This is a genomic window from Bacillus sp. FSL H7-0578 (assembly GCF_038630855.1).
Classification (GTDB): domain Bacteria; phylum Bacillota; class Bacilli; order Bacillales; family Bacillaceae; genus Bacillus; species Bacillus safensis.
The window spans coordinates 579,901-597,704 of the sequence record NZ_CP152045.1 but is presented as its reverse complement, the minus strand read 5'-3'; the positions used below and the strand labels follow the sequence as shown (position 1 = coordinate 597,704).

Annotated in this window: 24 protein-coding genes, 2 tRNA genes and 1 rRNA gene; 8 read left to right on the top strand and 19 right to left on the bottom strand. The window is 40.8% G+C overall.

Annotation, left to right across the window (positions count from 1 at the left end; translation table 11 throughout):
- Window positions 1–139 precede the first annotated feature (139 nt).
- From MHB41_RS03010 to MHB41_RS03000, 3 genes are all read left to right on the top strand, one after another.
- A complete protein-coding gene (locus MHB41_RS03010; RefSeq protein WP_024424477.1) occupies window positions 140–814 on the top strand; it encodes a hypothetical protein in 675 nt (224 codons plus the stop codon).
- Between the two features lie 124 nt (window positions 815–938).
- Complete coding sequence (locus MHB41_RS03005) at window positions 939–1,406, top strand: hypothetical protein (protein WP_098676705.1); 468 nt, start codon at window positions 939–941, stop codon at window positions 1,404–1,406.
- A 138-nt stretch (window positions 1,407–1,544) separates the two neighbouring features.
- Window positions 1,545–1,895: a DUF4064 domain-containing protein gene (locus tag MHB41_RS03000; protein ID WP_025092751.1), complete on the top strand. Its 351-nt coding sequence runs from the start codon at window positions 1,545–1,547 to the stop codon at window positions 1,893–1,895.
- Between the two features lie 30 nt (window positions 1,896–1,925).
- On the opposite strand, the gene MHB41_RS02995 is transcribed toward MHB41_RS03000, so the two are convergent.
- Window positions 1,926–2,360 carry a hypothetical protein gene (locus tag MHB41_RS02995; protein WP_024426725.1) on the bottom strand — a complete coding sequence of 145 codons (435 nt, stop codon included), beginning with the start codon at window positions 2,358–2,360 and terminating at the stop codon, window positions 1,926–1,928.
- A 244-nt stretch (window positions 2,361–2,604) separates the two neighbouring features.
- On the opposite strand from MHB41_RS02995, the gene MHB41_RS02990 reads away from it, so the two are divergent.
- Window positions 2,605–3,141, top strand: coding sequence for a hypothetical protein (locus MHB41_RS02990; protein ID WP_024426726.1), 537 nt, complete (start codon window positions 2,605–2,607; stop codon window positions 3,139–3,141).
- 109 nt (window positions 3,142–3,250) lie between these two features.
- Here MHB41_RS02990 and MHB41_RS02985 read toward each other — a convergent pair whose 3' ends face one another.
- The 6 genes from MHB41_RS02985 to groES form a co-directional block, all read right to left on the bottom strand.
- Complete coding sequence (locus MHB41_RS02985; RefSeq protein WP_111927677.1) at window positions 3,251–3,889, bottom strand: FMN-binding negative transcriptional regulator; 639 nt, start codon at window positions 3,887–3,889, stop codon at window positions 3,251–3,253.
- Window positions 3,890–3,909: 20 nt separating this feature from the next.
- Window positions 3,910–4,428, bottom strand: a complete 519-nt coding sequence (locus MHB41_RS02980) for a GNAT family N-acetyltransferase (RefSeq protein WP_111927678.1) — start codon at window positions 4,426–4,428, stop codon at window positions 3,910–3,912.
- Window positions 4,429–4,448: 20 nt separating this feature from the next.
- Window positions 4,449–4,901 (bottom strand): MarR family transcriptional regulator, encoded by a 453-nt coding sequence (locus tag MHB41_RS02975; protein WP_041116013.1) that lies wholly within the window; start codon window positions 4,899–4,901, stop codon window positions 4,449–4,451.
- 108 nt (window positions 4,902–5,009) lie between these two features.
- Window positions 5,010–5,141: a hypothetical protein gene (locus MHB41_RS02970; protein WP_255290936.1), complete on the bottom strand. Its 132-nt coding sequence runs from the start codon at window positions 5,139–5,141 to the stop codon at window positions 5,010–5,012.
- 138 nt (window positions 5,142–5,279) lie between these two features.
- Entirely contained in the window at window positions 5,280–6,914 is a 1,635-nt protein-coding gene (gene groL, locus MHB41_RS02965) for a chaperonin GroEL (protein WP_024424467.1), read from the bottom strand.
- Window positions 6,915–6,968: 54 nt separating this feature from the next.
- Window positions 6,969–7,253, bottom strand: coding sequence for a co-chaperone GroES (groES, locus tag MHB41_RS02960; RefSeq protein ID WP_024426730.1), 285 nt, complete (start codon window positions 7,251–7,253; stop codon window positions 6,969–6,971).
- Between the two features lie 229 nt (window positions 7,254–7,482).
- On the opposite strand from groES, the gene MHB41_RS02955 reads away from it, so the two are divergent.
- From MHB41_RS02955 to MHB41_RS02945, 3 genes are read left to right on the top strand one after another with little or no spacing between them, the layout of a single operon-like run.
- Window positions 7,483–8,217 carry a CPBP family intramembrane glutamic endopeptidase gene (locus MHB41_RS02955; RefSeq protein WP_034283019.1) on the top strand — a complete coding sequence of 245 codons (735 nt, stop codon included), beginning with the start codon at window positions 7,483–7,485 and terminating at the stop codon, window positions 8,215–8,217.
- Window positions 8,214–8,408 (top strand): YdiK family protein, encoded by a 195-nt coding sequence (locus MHB41_RS02950; RefSeq protein WP_003213897.1) that lies wholly within the window; start codon window positions 8,214–8,216, stop codon window positions 8,406–8,408. The genes MHB41_RS02955 and MHB41_RS02950 overlap by 4 nt, the downstream gene beginning before the upstream one ends.
- A 56-nt stretch (window positions 8,409–8,464) precedes the next feature.
- Window positions 8,465–9,091, top strand: coding sequence for an NUDIX domain-containing protein (locus MHB41_RS02945; RefSeq protein ID WP_024426732.1), 627 nt, complete (start codon window positions 8,465–8,467; stop codon window positions 9,089–9,091).
- 38 nt (window positions 9,092–9,129) lie between these two features.
- Here the strand turns inward: MHB41_RS02945 and tatC are convergent, their stop codons facing one another.
- From tatC to moaC, 4 genes are read right to left on the bottom strand one after another with little or no spacing between them, the layout of a single operon-like run.
- Window positions 9,130–9,888, bottom strand: a complete 759-nt coding sequence (tatC, locus tag MHB41_RS02940) for a twin-arginine translocase subunit TatC (RefSeq protein WP_098676753.1) — start codon at window positions 9,886–9,888, stop codon at window positions 9,130–9,132.
- 6 nt (window positions 9,889–9,894) lie between these two features.
- The gene (locus tag MHB41_RS02935; protein ID WP_008355689.1) at window positions 9,895–10,074 is read right to left on the bottom strand and encodes a twin-arginine translocase TatA/TatE family subunit; all 180 of its coding nucleotides are present in this window, start codon (window positions 10,072–10,074) and stop codon (window positions 9,895–9,897) included.
- 27 nt (window positions 10,075–10,101) lie between these two features.
- Complete coding sequence (locus MHB41_RS02930; protein ID WP_008355687.1) at window positions 10,102–10,755, bottom strand: redox-sensing transcriptional repressor Rex; 654 nt, start codon at window positions 10,753–10,755, stop codon at window positions 10,102–10,104.
- Window positions 10,756–10,770: 15 nt separating this feature from the next.
- Entirely contained in the window at window positions 10,771–11,262 is a 492-nt protein-coding gene (gene moaC / locus MHB41_RS02925) for a cyclic pyranopterin monophosphate synthase MoaC (protein ID WP_327827379.1), read from the bottom strand.
- 138 nt (window positions 11,263–11,400) lie between these two features.
- On the opposite strand from moaC, the gene MHB41_RS02920 reads away from it, so the two are divergent.
- Window positions 11,401–13,323 (top strand): ABC-F family ATP-binding cassette domain-containing protein, encoded by a 1,923-nt coding sequence (locus tag MHB41_RS02920; protein WP_034283021.1) that lies wholly within the window; start codon window positions 11,401–11,403, stop codon window positions 13,321–13,323.
- 270 nt (window positions 13,324–13,593) lie between these two features.
- Here the strand turns inward: MHB41_RS02920 and tsaD are convergent, their stop codons facing one another.
- From tsaD to rrf, 8 genes are all read right to left on the bottom strand, one after another.
- Complete coding sequence (tsaD, locus tag MHB41_RS02915) at window positions 13,594–14,622, bottom strand: tRNA (adenosine(37)-N6)-threonylcarbamoyltransferase complex transferase subunit TsaD (protein ID WP_065215059.1); 1,029 nt, start codon at window positions 14,620–14,622, stop codon at window positions 13,594–13,596.
- A complete protein-coding gene (rimI, locus tag MHB41_RS02910) occupies window positions 14,615–15,043 on the bottom strand; it encodes a ribosomal protein S18-alanine N-acetyltransferase (RefSeq protein ID WP_327827380.1) in 429 nt (142 codons plus the stop codon). The genes tsaD and rimI overlap by 8 nt, the downstream gene beginning before the upstream one ends.
- A gap of 25 nt (window positions 15,044–15,068) precedes the next feature.
- Entirely contained in the window at window positions 15,069–15,758 is a 690-nt protein-coding gene (gene tsaB, locus MHB41_RS02905) for a tRNA (adenosine(37)-N6)-threonylcarbamoyltransferase complex dimerization subunit type 1 TsaB (RefSeq protein ID WP_070326861.1), read from the bottom strand.
- Window positions 15,739–16,215: a tRNA (adenosine(37)-N6)-threonylcarbamoyltransferase complex ATPase subunit type 1 TsaE gene (tsaE, locus tag MHB41_RS02900; RefSeq protein ID WP_034283027.1), complete on the bottom strand. Its 477-nt coding sequence runs from the start codon at window positions 16,213–16,215 to the stop codon at window positions 15,739–15,741. The genes tsaB and tsaE overlap by 20 nt, the downstream gene beginning before the upstream one ends.
- 13 nt (window positions 16,216–16,228) lie before the next feature.
- Window positions 16,229–17,206 (bottom strand): thiamine-phosphate kinase, encoded by a 978-nt coding sequence (thiL, locus tag MHB41_RS02895; protein ID WP_041115977.1) that lies wholly within the window; start codon window positions 17,204–17,206, stop codon window positions 16,229–16,231.
- 273 nt (window positions 17,207–17,479) lie between these two features.
- Window positions 17,480–17,556 (bottom strand) — tRNA-Asp (locus MHB41_RS02890).
- A 4-nt stretch (window positions 17,557–17,560) separates the two neighbouring features.
- Window positions 17,561–17,637: transfer RNA gene (locus MHB41_RS02885), tRNA-Met, on the bottom strand.
- Between the two features lie 18 nt (window positions 17,638–17,655).
- Window positions 17,656–17,771, bottom strand: a 5S ribosomal RNA gene (gene rrf, locus MHB41_RS02880).
- Window positions 17,772–17,804 lie beyond the last annotated feature (33 nt).

Below are 17,804 nucleotides of genomic sequence, written 5' to 3'. Positions count from 1 at the left end.
ATTACAATTCAAATACAAGTTGACCACTTTATGACCGATAAAGTTCATAAATACTACCATAAACAGTCAGAACATGGTAAGCAGCCCCCCTCTTTCATTTTATATAATAAAAGTGAATCAAATTTAAGGGGGAATTTTCATGAAAAAGTGTTTCACCGTTTTGATTGTAAGTTTGGCCTTCGTTTTGATGTTTTCAAGTCTTCCTGCCTCAGCGGCTAGTCCTCGTCACGGCGCCATTGTGACGCAAACAGATGAAGCCAAATGGTCAGGTATCTCTGCTGATATTGTCCTTCCGAAAACAGCCACCATTAAAAACGGCTATGCGGACTGGTATCTCGGTCTCGGCTCTGCTGTAGTAGAGAGCGGTATTTCAAAAACGTCTTCTGGCTATAAAGTTTTTCTAGGCAGCGGCTCACAAGGCGGCAGTAAATACTGGAACAGCGAATACGATACAAGTATTAAAGATGGCGCACGTGTCAACTTAAAGCTCATCAACAATGGTGATGGCACGGTGTCACTATATGTCAATGGGAAACTGCGCTATAAGCAGCCTGTTTACAACCCTAGCCGTCTGAAAAACCTTGATGTTGTCAAAATGGTACATGGCGTACAGGATAATGGAACAAACAGCTATTCACAAGCAAGCTTTTCGAATGTACAACTTCGCGCAAATACATCAGGAAGTGTCTATAAAAATTGGGATGGGTCAATCAAATCATCGCTTTTACGTAAAAATTTAGAATCCGGTGCCGCAGCTCCTAAATTCACCGTCATTTCTTCTATCCCATTAAGTACAAGCCTTTCAGCACAATAAGAAAAAAGCACCCTCCATTGGGTGCTTTTTATTGTTCACAGCTTATCAACACTTCTCTTTTAATCAAAACAACGATTCGTGGTAACATAAACATACATCATTCGAAGAAAAAAGGAGAACGAACGTGAAAAAAAGTCTACTTGTTTTCATGAGTCTAGTTGCAAGTCTCTCCATTCTAGCAGCTTGCTCAAATACGACAAAAGAACAAAAACCAGAATCTAAGGCACTTCCAACGATTAATGAACGCATTCAAAAGGAAACGAAAGAAGTGATGGAACAGTCTAAACTCATCAAAGACACTGACATCACCGTTGATCAAAAGAAAAAAGTCATTTCTTTAAACGTAACGGCTTCCTCTGATACCAATAGTGATTACGCTGAAGTCATCGGTTTAAACTTTGCAAAAACGCTGGCCATTGGAGCATCAACTGAAAAAGAAAACAATCTTCATAAACCGGAAAATGACAGCCTCGGCGCCCTCTATTCCTTTTATGACCTAAACATCACCGTAAAACAAGAAAACGGCAAGGTGCTGGCAAAGGGAAAGAAAACAACCAATGAAACAAGAATCACTTGGGAGAGAGCCCAATAATTGGACAAGAAAATCCTTTATGGATTTTCTTGTTTTTTTTAACAAAACTATTAACTTTATGAAAAGAATGCCGATTAGTAAGATTGTGTTGGTTCTTAAGTACCAATAATTCTTATTTACATATCGGAGGAAAGTATCATGAAAAGAACAACTGAATTTGTTTTAGGTTTAATTGGAGGTATTTTTGGATTTTTCGGCGCAATGTTCGCTCTTGCTTTCGGAGGAATCGATGCAGCATTTAGCGATTCAGGCACGAGTGAAATTACAGGATTAGGCTGGGCAGCAATGCTTTTCTCTATTCTTGCCATTGTCTCATCTGTCATTGTAAAGAAAAAAGCAAAGCTTGGTGGAATTTTATTATTAGTATCTGCTGTAGGCGGCATTATTTCTATTTCTATGTTCTTCATCCTTCCAGCTGTATTAATCATCATTGCAGGCTGCATGGGCGTGTTTAGAAAAGAGCCTGTCGTCAATAACACAACTGCATAAAAATAGAGAATAAAGCTTGTAGAGATTGCTCTACAAGCCTTTTCTCTCTACTCTTTGTAATTCATATTGAATGGCATCAACTAACTCTATTATGTTTTCATCTGTCCAAAGATCCAACATAAATAATATATCATTCACCATGTGTGACAAATCTTCTTGGCTCATCAATTCTTCTTTGTAAGCAGGGACAACAAAGAAATAGAGTAGATCAGCCAATTCAAGAACGACACGTACATCTTTTTCATCCATGATGGCTTTATGCAAAGAATGAATCAGCCATTTGAGATCTTCATGAATTTCAATAGGAACATACATCAATTGGTGTATTTCATCGGTATCCCTCTCACTTAGAATCCTCTCAGCAGATTCCTTCGAAAGAGCCCCAACTGTATTTGAAGATATATTCAGAAACAAGAATTCATGTTGATCCTCTCTATTAACCGTCTTGATTGACGAACCTTCCATCTCAATCACTCCCAATCCCTTATAATAATTCTATTATAAGGAAATTCAAGTTCGTTTTAAGTCACAAGAAGTGGATTTTATGTAATTTTAAGCTAACTGGTTTATAAAAAACAATCCAAAACAATTATTTTCTATTTTTATCATTTTTTGTTGATTTACAAGTACTTTTATCCTATTATAATAGTCATGATCAATATATAAGCACAGGACGCTTATATAAATTAAACAAAAGGGGATTTTCATTTTGAAGAAATTCTATGCTTTATTTTTAGCTTTAGGGCTAACATTTACACTGGCTGCTTGCGGCTCAACAGAAGATGTGTCTACAGGTGCATCTAAAGAAAAAGAGTCTACAAGCACAAAAACACAATCAAAAAACAAAAAAGACGATGGTTCAAAGAAAATAAATGCGAGCAAACACAAAACAACTGCTCAAGGAATGAAAGTAAACCTTGGCGAGATTAAAATTATGAAGGATAGAATCAATGTTGGGATGAATATCGAAAATACAACAGATAAAGTTCTAAACTTCTATCCAGATCAAGGTAAAGTTGTAGCTGGAAGCATGCAATTAGATGCCAATATGTTTATGACTGATGGTGATATTGGTGGCGAAGTTGAAGGTGGCGTTAAACAAGATGGTGTTATTCAATTCTTAGCTCCTGAGGGCAAAGAGATCAACATTAAAAATATCAAAGAATTAAAGCTGAAATTTGGAAATGTCACAACTGACGATTACATGAATAGTAAAGATGTAACCTTCACAGTTAAAGTAAAATAATTTGTTTCATTAAAGCCCTTGAATGATGAGGGCTTTTTTATTTATCATCACAAAAAACACTTTCCTAGAAGAAAGTGTTTATGTAACGTTCTCATTCATTTTTAGCGCTTCATAAGAATAACTGATCTTTCGAGAAGCCTCTTACACGGAACTCTCTTTTCATCGCCTCAGCCATTTCCACTTCACCCTCTGCCTCCAGCTTTTCAATGATGCGGTCATAATCCCTTTCGTGGCGATTTTGGCTTAATTTGAAAGCAGCCTGAACTTCATCAATGATGATCTTAAAGCCTACAATGCCTTTCATTTGCTTCTCTAACAGTTCCTCAGACAACGTATCCCATAACACCGGCTGTTCTCTGTGAGTTTCGTATGTCTCCAGCATTGTGGTTAATTCCTTAACCAGTTCCGATTTTTCAAGCAGTTCCGCCTTTCCATAAACATGAACAGCCTGGTAATTCCATGTTGGTACTGCTTCTTTTTCATACCATGAAGAGGATATGTAGGCATGCGGCCCTTGAAAGATGACGAGCGTCTTCTCGCTCTCTTCAAACGTTTTCCACTGAGGATTCCCAATCGCCATATGCCCTGAGATCACATACGAATCGTCAACTTGATGAAAACTCACCGGAATATGTGTCGCAATGGGCTTTCCATTCGATGTCGTCACAACTGTTGCAAATGAATGAGATTGAATAAATGATTTGATTTTCTCCATATCTTTCACTCGAAAAAATGATGGGATATGCATGTACCCTTCCTCCTTTTTGATCAGCTCAAAGTTTTGGTCATAATGAAATCCATTTGCTCTTCGTCCCCCATGAGAAAGGCGTGCACCCCTGTTTGAACAAACCCATGCTTTTGATAGAAAGCGATGGCCGCTCTGTTGTGCTCCCACACCCCAAGCCAAACATCCCGTTTATGATGATTTTTCGCAATTTCAATGGCTTGATCGATTAAATATTTGCCTAATCCTTGCTTTTGAAAGGACTGCTTGATATAAATTCTTTCAATCTCTAACGCGTCACTCCCCATCTCTTCTGATTGGGCATCATTCATATTGATCTTCAAATAACCAGCTACTTCCCCATTCACTTGAACAAAATAAAACTGTGAAGAAGGGTGCTGTAATTCCTTTAACAGCTGGTTTAGGTGAAAAGCTGTCTTCACGTAAGCTTCGATATGTTCCACTTTGTTTTGATCCAGAAAGGTTTCTTTAAACGTATTGATCCCTATTTTCTGTAGCTCCTTTACATGTTGTACATTGCACCGAATGAAATTGACGGTCATAAAGTCGCCCTCCTTATTAATTAGTAGCTTCTCTTTATCCCTTTTTTCACATCTTCCCAGTCTTTTTCTATATTCTTTCGCACCCTTAGAAGATACTCATAAATCTGTTCCGCTTCTTCCTCAGAAAACCCACTGAGCGCCACTTGATTCGAATAATCATGTTCTCGTTTGATCATTGGGTAGACCGTTTCCCCTTTTTCAGTTGGAAACAGCTTTTTGATTTTTTTATTCACACGATCCTCTTTTTTCTCAATAAACCCATGCAGTTCTAGCTTTTTGATAGCCCGAGCCGCCGTAGTTCGATCCACCTTAATCATTTCCGCCAGCTTTTCCTGAATGATACCAGGCTCCTCACAAATACGCACAAGATACAAATACTGCCCCTTCGTTAAATCGTACTCTTTAAATTCAATATTACTTATGGAATCAAGCGCGCGAGCAATCACGCCGATCTCCCGCAAAATCTCTTTCATGTACCTCGACTCCTTTTATTGCATTTACAACAAACAACTAAAATTAGTATAACCAATTAATGTTGTATTTGCAATAAAAAACCCAACCTCCAATTGGAAGTGGGTTTTTTATTTATCACGCTTCTTTGATCCAAACACTCCAAACACGACGGCCAGTGCAACAATAATCGCTACCCATGTAGTGAAGCCCATATGATCACCGCTTTTCTTTTTAAAATACCGTATCGGGTAAAAACCCATGAAATCACTTACTCTTATTTTAACGATTGAAAAGCAGAAAAGGTTTCAATTCAGCAGCCCTGATACTTTTTATTGCATGTGATCAAATTCATGAAGACATAACAAAAACCCCTATATTTCAAGGGGTTTTCGAGGGTGTTACATCATTCCGCCCATTCCACCCATGCCGCCCATATCTGGCATTCCGCCGCCTGAGCCGCCTTCTTCTGGTTTGTCAGCAACGACTGCTTCAGTTGTTAGAAGCATTGCTGCTACAGAAGCTGCGTTTTGAAGTGCAGAGCGAGTTACTTTTGTTGGGTCAACGATTCCTTTTTCGATCATGTTTACCCATTCGTTTGTTGCTGCGTTGAAGCCTACGCCAATTTCTTCATTTTTCAAGCGCTCAACGATAACAGATCCTTCAAGACCTGCGTTGTGAGCGATTTGACGAATTGGCTCTTCAAGAGAACGTAGAACGATGTTCACACCTGTTTGAACGTCACCATCAGCTTCGATTGAAGCGACTTTGTTGTATACATTCACAAGTGCTGTACCACCACCGGATACGATACCTTCTTCAACTGCTGCGCGAGTTGAGTTCAGTGCATCCTCGATGCGTAGTTTACGCTCTTTTAGTTCTGTTTCAGTAGCAGCACCAACTTTGATGACAGCGACGCCGCCAGCTAGTTTTGCAAGACGTTCTTGTAATTTTTCTTTATCGAATTCAGAAGTTGTTTCTTCTACTTGAGCACGGATTTGGTTCACACGTGCTGCAATTTGAGCAGAATCTCCTGAGCCCTCTACGATTGTTGTGTTTTCTTTTGTCACAACAACTTTAGACGCGCGGCCAAGCTGACCGATTTCAGTTGATTTCAGGTCAAGTCCTAGGTCTTCTGTGATTAATTCTCCGCCAGTTAGAACAGAGATGTCTTCAAGCATTGCTTTACGACGATCACCGAATCCAGGTGCTTTTACTGCCACTGCGTTGAATGTACCACGAAGTTTGTTCACAACAAGAGTTGCAAGTGCTTCGCCTTCTACATCTTCAGCAATGAGCAATAATGGTTTTCCTTGTTGTACAACTTGCTCAAGTACAGGAAGGATTTCTTGAATGTTTGTGATCTTTTTATCCGTAATTAAGATGTAAGGATTTTCAAGAACCGCTTCCATCTTATCAGAATCCGTCACCATGTATGGTGAAGCATATCCGCGGTCAAATTGCATACCTTCAACCACTTCAAGCTCAGTTGTGAATCCTTTAGATTCTTCAATTGTGATAACTCCGTCGTTACCTACACGTTCCATAGCTTCTGCGATTAGGCTGCCGACTTCTTCATCTGCTGCAGAAATAGCCGCAACTTGAGCAATTGATTCTTTGCCTTCGATTGGTTTAGAAATCTCGTGCAAGCCTTCAAGTGCTACTTTCACTGCTTCTTCGATCCCTTTACGCACGCCAACAGGGTTTGCACCAGCTGTTACGTTTTTCAGACCTTCACGGATCATCGCTTGAGCTAGAACTGTTGCAGTCGTAGTACCGTCACCAGCTACGTCGTTTGTTTTGCTTGCAACTTCAGCCACAAGTTTTGCACCCATGTTTTCAAATGCATCTTCTAATTCGATTTCTTTTGCAATCGTTACACCATCATTTGTGATAAGTGGAGAACCGAATTTTTTCTCAAGAACCACGTTACGTCCTTTAGGTCCTAAAGTTACTTTTACAGCATCTGCAAGTGCATCTACACCGCGTAACATCGCGCGACGTGCTTCTTCACTGAACTTAATATCTTTTGCCATAATAACGAAACCTCCTCAGTCTTTTTAAAAATTTATCTCAATTTTTTTATGTGATTAGCCAATAACGGCTAAAATGTCGCTCTCACGAAGGATTAAATATTCTTTGCCTTCATATTTCACTTCAGTGCCTGCATATTTTGAGAAGATAATGCGGTCGCCTGTGCTTACTTCTAACGCAACGCGCTCACCACTTTCAAGTACACGCCCTGAACCTGCTGCAACAATTTTACCTTCTTGCGGTTTTTCTTTTGCAGAATCCGGTAAAACAATACCGCTAGCGGTTTTTTCCTCAGATTCAACGAGTTCAATGATTACGCGATCGCCTAATGGCTTTAACATAAGAAACAACCTCCTCAATTTTTATATGTAGTCTTTTTTAGCACTCATCACCAGAGAGTGCTAACACATTTATTATAATAAAGAATGTCTTCTGCAATTTCAAGTAAAAACCTTTAAAAATTTTTACGCTTTCACGATCTTTTTTGATCTCAGATTCTTTCCTTTTCATCGAAAAAGGAGACTTGTGTTACAATAAATCTAGTTCTTTTAGTAAAGGGGTTTTCGTTACTTGAAAAAACAATATTGGTACATCATCTTAACGTATATATTGGTGCAGGTTTCTGCGTTTCCTTATGTGCTCATTATGAAATGGCTGGGATTCATTCAATCACCGATGACTCAAACAGAGCTTTCAAAATTATCAGGAACGTGGACAATCATCAGTTTTTGTATCGGATTGATCATTATTCTGCTCATCCTTCGAACCGTCCCAAAAGCTTCACTGCGAAATGAAGCGCCAGTTTCAATCGGTTCTGCTATCGCATGGATCATTGGCGGTTTCTTTCTTTCTCTCTTTGCACAATCGATTGCGGGGGCGATTGAACAATATGGATTCGGCATTGGCCGTGAGTCAGAAAATACGCAAACCATTTTATCCATTATGGATGCCGTTCCTTGGCTTGTCATTGTCATCGCCCTGATTGGTCCAATCTTAGAGGAAATCATTTTCCGTAAAATCATCTTTGGTGTGATTTATGAAAAAACGAATTTCTTCATTGGAGCACTTGCCAGTTCAGTGGTTTTCGCTGCTGTACACTATGATTTTCCCCATATCTTGCTCTATACCGCAATGGGCTTTACCTTTGCCTTTTTATATGCGAAAACAAAACGAATCATTGTTCCAATCGGCGCTCACATGCTGATGAATTCACTTGTCGTTCTTGTGCAGATTGAGCCAGTGAAAAAAATGATTGAAGAACAATCTCAAACCATGCAAATGATTATTGGAGGCTTTTTCTCATGAGAAACCCAGTCGTATGGGGCATCATTTATTTTGCCGTAGGTGTGGCTTTCACCTATATGGCCATTCAAAACCCAGGTGACATGTGGTCATTTTACAGTATTTTGCTGATGGTGTTTGCGGCCTATAATATCAATATCGCGCTTAAAATGTTTGCCTTCTCTGTCAAACTCAAAAAACAGCAGCAAAAATAAATGAAAAACCATTTTCCACTGTTGGAAAATGGTTTTTTTATGGAGGATGTATCTTCATGGAACATGAAAAACTTCGTATATTCAATGATCAGCATGAAACAATTGGAGCTGCCGCTCGTTCAGTTGTCCACGCCCAAGGCCATTGGCATGAAACATTTCATTTCTGGCTTCTTAAAAAAGAGCATAACACCATGTATCTCTATTTTCAGTTAAGAAGTCCCGCAAAAAAGGATTTTCCTTCTCTGTTTGATATCACCGCAGCGGGCCATCTTCTCGCAGATGAACAGCCTTCTGGTGGCTTAAGAGAGGTAGAAGAAGAACTTGGTCTTTCCATCCCTTTTGAGAACCTCACCTTTGCAGGTGTCATACAGGATGAAATCCATATGCCTTCGTTCATCGATCGTGAGTTCTGCCATGTGTACCTTTATATGAATCAAGTTGAGCACATGGAAGTTCATCTACAGAAAGAAGAAGTCGCTGGTCTGTACAGAGCAAAGCTGCTTGATGCGCAGCAGCTGTTAACAGGGACATGTGAAAGAATTCGAATCGAGGGCTTTCAAGTTGATGCAAACGAAGAACGACGTGAGGAAAGCATCGAAGTGGGTGTTCATGATTTTGTCCCGCATGTGCCCGCCTATTATGAGCACCTCTTTCACGCGATCAATCAATTTCTTATACAATAGAAAAAGCATCGTGATCCTCATTGGATCATGATGCTTTTTTATGAAACATAATGTTTTTCTTTCTCCTCTGTTTGCTGCATTTTGCGGTAGGTCACTCTCGAAATGATAATGCTCACTTCATATAAAACGAGCATTGGCAAGGTGACCATGAGGTGAGAAACAAGCTCTGGCGGTGTAATAAGTGCGGCAATGACAAGGAGGACAAAATAGGCATACTTCCGTATTTTTGATAAAAACATCGGTGTGATGATACCAAGTCTTGTGAGAAACATCAACACGACGGGCATCTGAAACAAAAAGCCAAATGGAAGTGTTAACTGCATCAGAAATGTAAAATACTCATGAATCCCAATGACTTGCTCTACATTTAAATCATTCGACATTCGCATCATAAAGTCGACGACAAACGGAAACAAAATAAAATAAGAGAAAGCCACACCGCTCAAAAATAAAAGCAGTGCAATCGGAATGTAAGCAAGTGTCACCTTTCTTTCTTTTTCATATAAGCCAGGACTCACAAACGCCCACAGCTGATATAAAATAACGGGACACGTCAAAACCAAAGCAATGACAAATGCGAACTGCATAAACACGTACAGTGGATCTGTAAGCTTAAATGCGTTCAGCGTGAGTGTTGCCGCTTCATCGGTATTTTGTAAATACACAATGACCGGCTTCGCGAGAAAAAAACCAGCCACCATAAAGGCGACAAAAAACATCGCAATGATCACTAAGCGTTTTCGCAGTTCCACAATATGCTCCATAAGCGGCATATCTTTGACATTCATGAAGCTCATCCTATTCTACTGATCTTCTTTTTTCTTTTTTTCTTCCTGATCATCAGCTAAGCCTTTTGTGGCATTTTTGAATTCACGTAGTGTATCTCCTGCTGCTCTTCCTAATTCAGGAAGCTTTTTCGGCCCAAAAATAATGAGCGCTACAATCGCAATCAGAATCAAACTCCCAGGACCGATCGGACCCATTTGCTCCACCCCCTTTACCCCTTTTCGTCAGTCCTCCTGCGTAACAGAGTAATGCTTTAAGAAATACACAAGAGACTGAAGTTCAACCGCCAAATCTATATGATGAATTCGAATGTGTTCCGGCACATTCAATCGAGCCGGCGTAAAGTTAAGGATTCCTTTGATGCCAAGGGCAATCAAACGATCTGTAATGGATTGAGCTGCTACGGCAGGTACTGTCAAAATCGCAACAGGGATATCTCCTACCTCTTGAACATGCTCTTCAAGCTTATCCAAATCATAGACAGGCACGCCGCCTATCTCACTTCCTATTTTACTCTCATTGACGTCAAAAGCCATTGAAATTTTTGTATTATTATTTTTTATGAAATTATAGTGTAAAAAAGCAGTCCCTAAATTCCCGACACCGATGAGCATGACATTGGTCATTTCATCTTGGTCAAGGGTCTTTCTGAAGAAGGTCAAGAGATAATCGACATTATAGCCATACCCTTTCTTCCCAAGTGCACCAAAGTACGAAAAATCTCGGCGAATGGTGGCAGAATCCACTTTGACTGCATCACTAAGCTCTGCCGATGACACCCTTTGTTTTCCTGATGCATGCAGATTTTTTAAAAAACGGTAGTATAGCGGCAAACGTTTGGCTGTCGCTTGTGGAATTTTTGACTGATCTATATTCATATAAGGTCCTCCAACTTAAATATCAGATGCTCTGTGAAAATCACCGTTTTTCCCGCCTGTCTTTTCAATTAGATAGGTAGGACCGATGATCATGCCTTTATCAATCGCTTTGCACATGTCGTAAACGGTCAGTGCACATACTGAAGCAGAAGTGAGCGCTTCCATCTCCACACCCGTACTTCCTTTTGTTTTTACCTGTACTTGTATGTTCAGGATGTGCGCATTTCCGTCTTCCTCCCAATGAAAGGAGATATCCACGCCTTTTAGTGCAAGCGGATGACACATTGGAATGATGGTAGATGTTTGCTTTGCTGCCATGATGCCAGCAACCTGTGCAACAGACAGCACATCCCCTTTTCCAATTTCACGCTGCTCTATTTTATGAAACACTTCTTTTATCATACGAACACTTGAAACAGCAACGGCGGTTCTCACTGTAGACGATTTGTCAGTAATGTCGACCATCTTTGCTCTTCCCTGTTCGTTAAAGTGGCTAAATTGACTCATCTTTCAACGCTCCCTTACTCAAATGATACACTATTTTTTCCTATCTGTCTTTCATTTGAATATGGCGATTGTATGTAACATTTGCCGGTTTACTGCTGATAAGCTACACTTAACATATTATAGCAGAGGTGAAGTTACATGATGATTCTACAAGTGAATCAGCTGTCCAAATCGTTTGGCGCTGATACCGTTTTAACGAATATAAAATTGGAAGTCAAAGCAAGGGATCGCATTGCCATTGTAGGTCGTAACGGCGCAGGCAAATCCACGCTTTTGAAAATCATTGCCGGTCAAATGTCTTACGAGCAAGGTGAGATCATCAAACCAAAAGACCTATCGATCGGCTATTTAGCACAGCATACCGATGTAACGTCTACACGTACGTTAAAAGACGAATTATTATCGGTTTTTGATCATTTAAAAGAGATGGAACAAGAAATGAGAACCATTGAGGAGAAAATGGCTTCTTCCACAGGTTCTGAGCTGGATGCCTTGATGAAAACCTATGACAGGCTGCAGCAGGAATTTAAAGATCAAGGCGGCTATCAATATGAAGCAGATGTCCGCTCCATTCTGCATGGACTCGGCTTTAGTCATTTTGAAGATGAGACAACCGTCCAATCCTTAAGCGGCGGCCAGAAAACCCGTCTAGCGCTTGGAAAGCTCTTATTAATGAAACCAGAACTCTTAATTTTGGATGAGCCGACCAACCATTTAGATATTGATACCTTATCATGGCTGGAGCAGTATTTGCAAAATTATACAGGTGCCATTCTCATCGTGTCCCATGACCGCTATTTCTTAGACAAAGTCGTAAACCACGTCTATGAAGTCTCAAGAACTTCGATGAAAAAGTTTGCAGGAAACTATAGTAAGTATCTTGAGCTGAAAGCAGAGCAGCTAGAGCGTGATATGAAACTCTACGAAAAGCAGCAAGAAGAGATCTCAAAGCTTCAGGATTTCGTGGATCGCAACCTGGCAAGAGCCTCGACCACAAAGCGCGCTCAAAGCAGACGCAAGCAGCTCGAACGGATGGATCGTTTAGATAAGCCTTTAGGAGACGAAAAATCCGCAAACTTTCATTTTGATATTACGAGACAAAGCGGCAATGATGTGCTGAAGGTGCATGATCTCGATATTCGTTATGATGAAAAAACACCGCTCCTATCCTCTCTTTCTTTTCAGATTAAACGAGAGGATAGTGTGGCACTCATTGGTCCTAACGGGATCGGGAAATCAACCCTTTTAAAAACGTTAACAAACACATTAACACCAGTAAAAGGCGAGATCACTTTTGGATCTCATGTCACGATCGGCTACTATGACCAAGAGCAAGCCAAACTGACATCCTCGAAAAAAGTGCTCAATGAGCTTTGGGATGATTATCCTCATATGAATGAAAAAGAAATTCGGACATGTTTAGGAAACTTCCTATTTTCCGGTGATGACGTTTTAAAGCCTGTCCATGCATTAAGCGGTGGAGAAAAAGCACGCCTTGCACTAGCAAAGCTGATGCTCCAAAAAGCCAACTTTCTTATTCTCGATGAGCCTACAAACCATCTGGACTTAGATAGTAAGGAAATTTTAGAGAATGCACTAATTGATTATCCAGGAACCATCTTATTTGTCTCGCATGATCGTTATTTTATCAATCGTCTCGCCACGAAAGTATTTGAGCTTTCGCCTACAGAAACAAGAGAATATCTCGGTGATTATGATTACTATCTTGAAAAGAAAAATGAACAACTAGAGCTGGAGGCACTTCAAGAAAATGAACCGCTTAAAATACAAGCTGCACAGCAAGCAGAAAAGGCAAAGCTTTCTTATGCGGAAGAAAAAGAGCTGAAAAAGAAAGAAAGACAAAAGCAGCGCAGAATCGAAGAAATTGAAGAACGTATTGCTGTCATTGAAGAAAAGCTCAGTGAAAATGAAAAGCTTCTATGTGATCCTGAAATTTTTCAAGATCACGAAAAGGTCCAAGACATTCAGACAGAAAATGATACGCTCAATCAAGAGCTGGAATCACTTTTTGCGGAGTGGGAAGAGCTGTCAGAAGCTTAAAGAGTGCCCTAAGGGTACTCTTTTTTCTTTCAATGAAAATTTATTATCCACAATGATACCCACAATAACTTCTTGATTATTCTTAAATACTTTGGACTTATCCACTTTATCCACAGAGTTTTAATCACATATCCACAAAAAAGATCATATTTATACACACCCTCTTCATTTTAAAACAAAATTTTCTAACAATTGTGGATATATAACGTTTACATGTGAATAAATCGCTTTCATCGAAAAATAAAAAACCCCTGTAATCCACAGGAGTTTTCATTCATATGAGACTAGTGATAACCCTGGCTGGCCATTCATCGTCATATCGCCTCTGATTCCTTTTTCAAATGCAACGGTTCCAGCAGCAGCGATCATGGCTGCATTGTCTGTACAAAGAGATAATGGCGGAATAATGACCTTCACGTCTGGCAGCTTCGTAAATGCTGAGGTTAAAGCTTCTCTTAGTCCTTTATTGGCAGCGACTCCTCCAGCTAGAACAACTTGCTTCACACCATAGGCTTCTGCTGCTTTCAATGTTTTCCCAACAAGCACCTCAATGACGCTTGCTTGAAAACTTGCGGCCAAATTCTCTGGGGCAATCGTTTCACCCTTTTGTGACGCATTGTGTAAGGTGTTGATCACAGCTGATTTTAAACCACTGAAGCTAAAGTGATAGGACCCTTCTTCAAGCCATGCACGAGGAAGCTTAATTGTCGGCTCCCCTTCATGCGCTAACCGATCAATGTGAGGTCCGCCTGGATACGGGAGACCCATCGTCCGGGCCACTTTATCGTACGCTTCTCCAGCTGCATCATCTAATGTTTCTCCGATGACCTCAAAAGATCCGTGCTCCTTCATTAAAACAAGCTCAGTATGTCCGCCAGAGACAACAAGAGCTAAACACGGAAACTCCAATTCATCAACAAGCTGGTTTGCATAAATATGCCCTGCAATATGATGAACACCTACAAGAGGAATTTGATGGGCAAAGCTCAGTGCCTTTGCTGCATTGACACCAATCAGCAGAGCACCGACGAGGCCAGGTCCTTCTGTGACAGCAATCGCATCTAAATCCTTAAAGCTCATACCCGCCTGTGCCATCACTTCTTCTAATACGATGGTGATTTGCTCCACGTGATGCCTTGAAGCAATTTCGGGTACAACACCGCCAAATCGTTTATGACTGTCTATTTGCGAGGCCACAACATTTGCCACGATTTCCTTTCCATTTTTGACAATGGACGCAGCTGTTTCATCGCAGCTTGTTTCTATACCTAATATGAATCGATCTGTTTGTTCACTCATTTATATTCACCCACATGACTAATGCATCTTCTCCATTATCCGTATAATAATTCTTTCGAATTGAAGCTGGTCTGAAACCGAGCTTTTCATAGAGGGATTGTGCTGGTGTATTCGAAACCCGCACCTCTAAAGAAAGATGATCTGACTTTTTTTCTTTGCAAAATTCCATGACATGTCGAAGCAATGCTTCCCCGTAGCCTTTTCCTCTATGCTCAGGGAGAATGGCAATGTTCGTAATTTGTGCATCGTCCATGACAATCCAGACCCCGCAATACCCAACAGGCTTCTTATCTTCTTCGATGAGGAAATAATGGCTGTATTGGTTATGGAGAATCTCATACACAAACGATTCCTTTTTCCAGGGTGCTGTAAACGAATGCACTTCAATCGTATACACCTCTGGAATGTCTGCTACTGTCATTTGTCGAATCTCTGCTAGGTTAAGATTATTTTTGTCCTTCAAGCCATTTCACTTCCGCTTCTGCCAAACGAATATAGTTAGGAACAAGCTGATGGACATCTTCAGCAGGACGATCTGCGCCTAAAAATGCAAGCACTGCAGGTCTTGGGTTATGAAATGTCCCCTCTGCCAGTACAGCCGTTTCTCCTAAAATGGAGCTTATGCTATCTTCATGAAGATGCACATCTTGTCCAAGAAATAGAACAGGCTTTCCTGTCTGCTTCAGTTCATGAAGCCAATCCGTGAGCAGGATATTTTGATCTGGTTCTACCTCTTTGATCTTACCCTTTTCAAACATATATAGTCCGGTATAAACTTGGCCTCTTCTCGCATCAAATAGAGGTGAGATATATCCATCAAAATATTGGCCATTTGCCGCAAGTGTTTCTAAACTCGAAACAGCTGATATCGGGATAGACAGCGTCCACGCAAGTGTTTTTGCGATGGTAACACCGATTCTGACGCCAGTGTAAGAACCAGGTCCTTTTGCTACAACGATTTTGCTTAGTTCGCTTGGTGATACACCACATTCTTTCATCAATGCTTCAACAGTAGGCATCGCTCGGACGGAATGGTTCTTTTTTAAATACGTAATGCTCTCGCCAATCACAGTGAAATCTCTTACAAGAGCAATTCCTAGTGTATGGTTTGATGTATCAATGGCCAGTATGGTCAAATTCTTTCATCTCCTTACAAAGGGTCTCATAACGCTCCCCTTTTGCATCAAACGTGAGATGCCGTTCTTCTTCACGTTCTGTTCTCAGCATTTCTATTTTTAAATAGGAAGAAGGCAATTGAGGCTCAATAAGATGTGCCCATTCAACCAAGCATATACCTTCACCCTCAAAATATTCTTCGAGTCCGATCTCTTCATCTGCATCTTCCATGCGATACACGTCCATATGATAAAGTGGCAGTCTGCCATCAGTATATTCTTTAATAATTGTAAAGGTGGGGCTGTTGACGATACGGGTAATTCCTAAGCCTTCCGCAAAACCTTTTGAAAAAGTGGTTTTGCCTGCACCTAAATCTCCTTCTAATGTCAATACATCGCCTGGCATCACAAGTTTGGCCAAAGCAGCGGCAATTCGTTTCGTCTCATCCGCACCTTTTGTCGTCCATGTTAATTTCACCGGTGATGTCACCTCATTTCTTAAAATGATTATATCCTTTTTTCATTAACATTGTTTGTTGATCATTGTCTTTTAACATAACACTGGCTGCTTGATCATCTTTGACTTGTCCAATACGTGTGATCTGAATGCCTTCTTTTTGACATTGCGATTCAAAGCTTTCCCAATCAGATTCTGGTATCGTACCAGTTAAAACAAAGTCTTCTCCTCCAAATAACACCCATTCAAGCCAGTCTTTGCGCAGCACCTGTAAATCTGGATGAATTGGAAGCTTATCAGCTTCTATCTCGATCATCACACAGCTCGCTTCGGCTATCTCATTCAACTCACTCGCTAATCCATCACTCACATCATTCAAGGTGACCCGCGGGAAACTTGAACAAATGTGTCCAGCAGCAATATGAGGCTGAGGCATTTTATGACGCTTAAGAAAAAAATCAGCATCGACCGCCTTAGAAGGGGCTGCTTTGTTCATTAAGATTGATAACCCAGCAGCTGATGAACCGAGTTCACCTGTGACAAAGACAACGTCTCCAGTCTGAGCACTGTGACGATAACAAGCTTTTCCCTTTGAAACCTCACCAATCACCGTCACGGTAATAACAAAGTCACTGCGGGTGGCCACTGTATCTCCACCAATTAAATCCATATGATAAGAGTCAGCCAACGCTTTCATTCCCTCGTAAAGTTCCGTGACGATTGTCTCATCACCATGAGGCGGGATCGCAATTGAAACAAGATAATACTTTGGGGTCCCTCCCATTGCAGCGATATCACTGACATTGACTGCCACTGCCTTAAAGCCAACTTCAAATGGTGTGGAAAAGTCAAAACGAAAATGAACATGCTCCACCATTGTATCAACACAAACGACCTCTTCACAATGTGAATGAGGTTGATAAACACTTGCATCATCACCGATGCCCATGATCAAAGAGCGCTGATATGTATCTTTTGGTGTGATTCGGCGAATAAGATCAAATTCATCCATAAAAAGACAGCCCCTTCTTGCAATCAATTGGTTAAGTAGACATGAGGTCAAACACAGTTAGTATTAGTGTAGCGAATATAAGTCTCAGTTCCAACTAAAAATGATATAAAGAAAGCCTGGTGTGAAAAAACCAGGCTGAGTTGAGGTAATCTATCTATTCTTTCTTATAGTGTAGCCAAACACAAATCATTTCATTGCAACTTGGGTACTTGTAGAAAGAAAAAGACATAAAAAAAAACGAAACTATACGTTTTCGTTTACAAGTCATAAAAATGGCGGTCCGGACGGGACTCGAACCCGCGACCTCCTGCGTGACAGGCAGGCATTCTAACCAACTGAACTACCGGACCATTTTGGTTGCGGGGGCAGGATTTGAACCTGCGACCTTCGGGTTATGAGCCCGACGAGCTACCGAACTGCTCCACCCCGCGATGATATAAAGATAACAAGCTTGGCGGCGTCCTACTCTCACAGGGGGAAACCCCCAACTACCATCGGCGCTGAAGAGCTTAACTTCCGTGTTCGGTATGGGAACGGGTGTGACCTCTTCGCTATCGCCACCAAACCTGATGGAGAGAATGTTCTCTCAAAACTAGAT

What these genes read in the sequence shown, in the direction of transcription:
- MHB41_RS03010 (WP_024424477.1), top strand. Translation starts at nt 140, where the DNA reads ATGAAAAAGTGTTTCACCGTTTTGATTGTAAGTTTGGCCTTCGTTTTG.
- MHB41_RS03000 (WP_025092751.1), top strand. Translation starts at nt 1,545, where the DNA reads ATGAAAAGAACAACTGAATTTGTTTTAGGTTTAATTGGAGGTATTTTT.
- MHB41_RS02995 (WP_024426725.1), bottom strand. Translation starts at nt 2,360, where the DNA reads ATGGAAGGTTCGTCAATCAAGACGGTTAATAGAGAGGATCAACATGAA.
- MHB41_RS02985 (WP_111927677.1), bottom strand. Translation starts at nt 3,889, where the DNA reads ATGCATATCCCATCATTTTTTCGAGTGAAAGATATGGAGAAAATCAAA.
- MHB41_RS02980 (WP_111927678.1), bottom strand. Translation starts at nt 4,428, where the DNA reads ATGACCGTCAATTTCATTCGGTGCAATGTACAACATGTAAAGGAGCTA.
- MHB41_RS02975 (WP_041116013.1), bottom strand. Translation starts at nt 4,901, where the DNA reads ATGAAAGAGATTTTGCGGGAGATCGGCGTGATTGCTCGCGCGCTTGAT.
- MHB41_RS02970 (WP_255290936.1), bottom strand. Translation starts at nt 5,141, where the DNA reads ATGGGTTTTTACCCGATACGGTATTTTAAAAAGAAAAGCGGTGATCAT.
- groL (WP_024424467.1), bottom strand. Translation starts at nt 6,914, where the DNA reads ATGGCAAAAGATATTAAGTTCAGTGAAGAAGCACGTCGCGCGATGTTA.
- groES (WP_024426730.1), bottom strand. Translation starts at nt 7,253, where the DNA reads ATGTTAAAGCCATTAGGCGATCGCGTAATCATTGAACTCGTTGAATCT.
- MHB41_RS02950 (WP_003213897.1), top strand. Translation starts at nt 8,214, where the DNA reads ATGAGAAACCCAGTCGTATGGGGCATCATTTATTTTGCCGTAGGTGTG.
- MHB41_RS02945 (WP_024426732.1), top strand. Translation starts at nt 8,465, where the DNA reads ATGGAACATGAAAAACTTCGTATATTCAATGATCAGCATGAAACAATT.
- tatC (WP_098676753.1), bottom strand. Translation starts at nt 9,888, where the DNA reads ATGAGCTTCATGAATGTCAAAGATATGCCGCTTATGGAGCATATTGTG.
- MHB41_RS02935 (WP_008355689.1), bottom strand. Translation starts at nt 10,074, where the DNA reads ATGGGTCCGATCGGTCCTGGGAGTTTGATTCTGATTGCGATTGTAGCG.
- MHB41_RS02930 (WP_008355687.1), bottom strand. Translation starts at nt 10,755, where the DNA reads ATGAATATAGATCAGTCAAAAATTCCACAAGCGACAGCCAAACGTTTG.
- moaC (WP_327827379.1), bottom strand. Translation starts at nt 11,262, where the DNA reads ATGAGTCAATTTAGCCACTTTAACGAACAGGGAAGAGCAAAGATGGTC.
- MHB41_RS02920 (WP_034283021.1), top strand. Translation starts at nt 11,401, where the DNA reads ATGATGATTCTACAAGTGAATCAGCTGTCCAAATCGTTTGGCGCTGAT.
- tsaD (WP_065215059.1), bottom strand. Translation starts at nt 14,622, where the DNA reads ATGAGTGAACAAACAGATCGATTCATATTAGGTATAGAAACAAGCTGC.
- rimI (WP_327827380.1), bottom strand. Translation starts at nt 15,043, where the DNA reads ATGACAGTAGCAGACATTCCAGAGGTGTATACGATTGAAGTGCATTCG.
- thiL (WP_041115977.1), bottom strand. Translation starts at nt 17,206, where the DNA reads ATGGATGAATTTGATCTTATTCGCCGAATCACACCAAAAGATACATAT.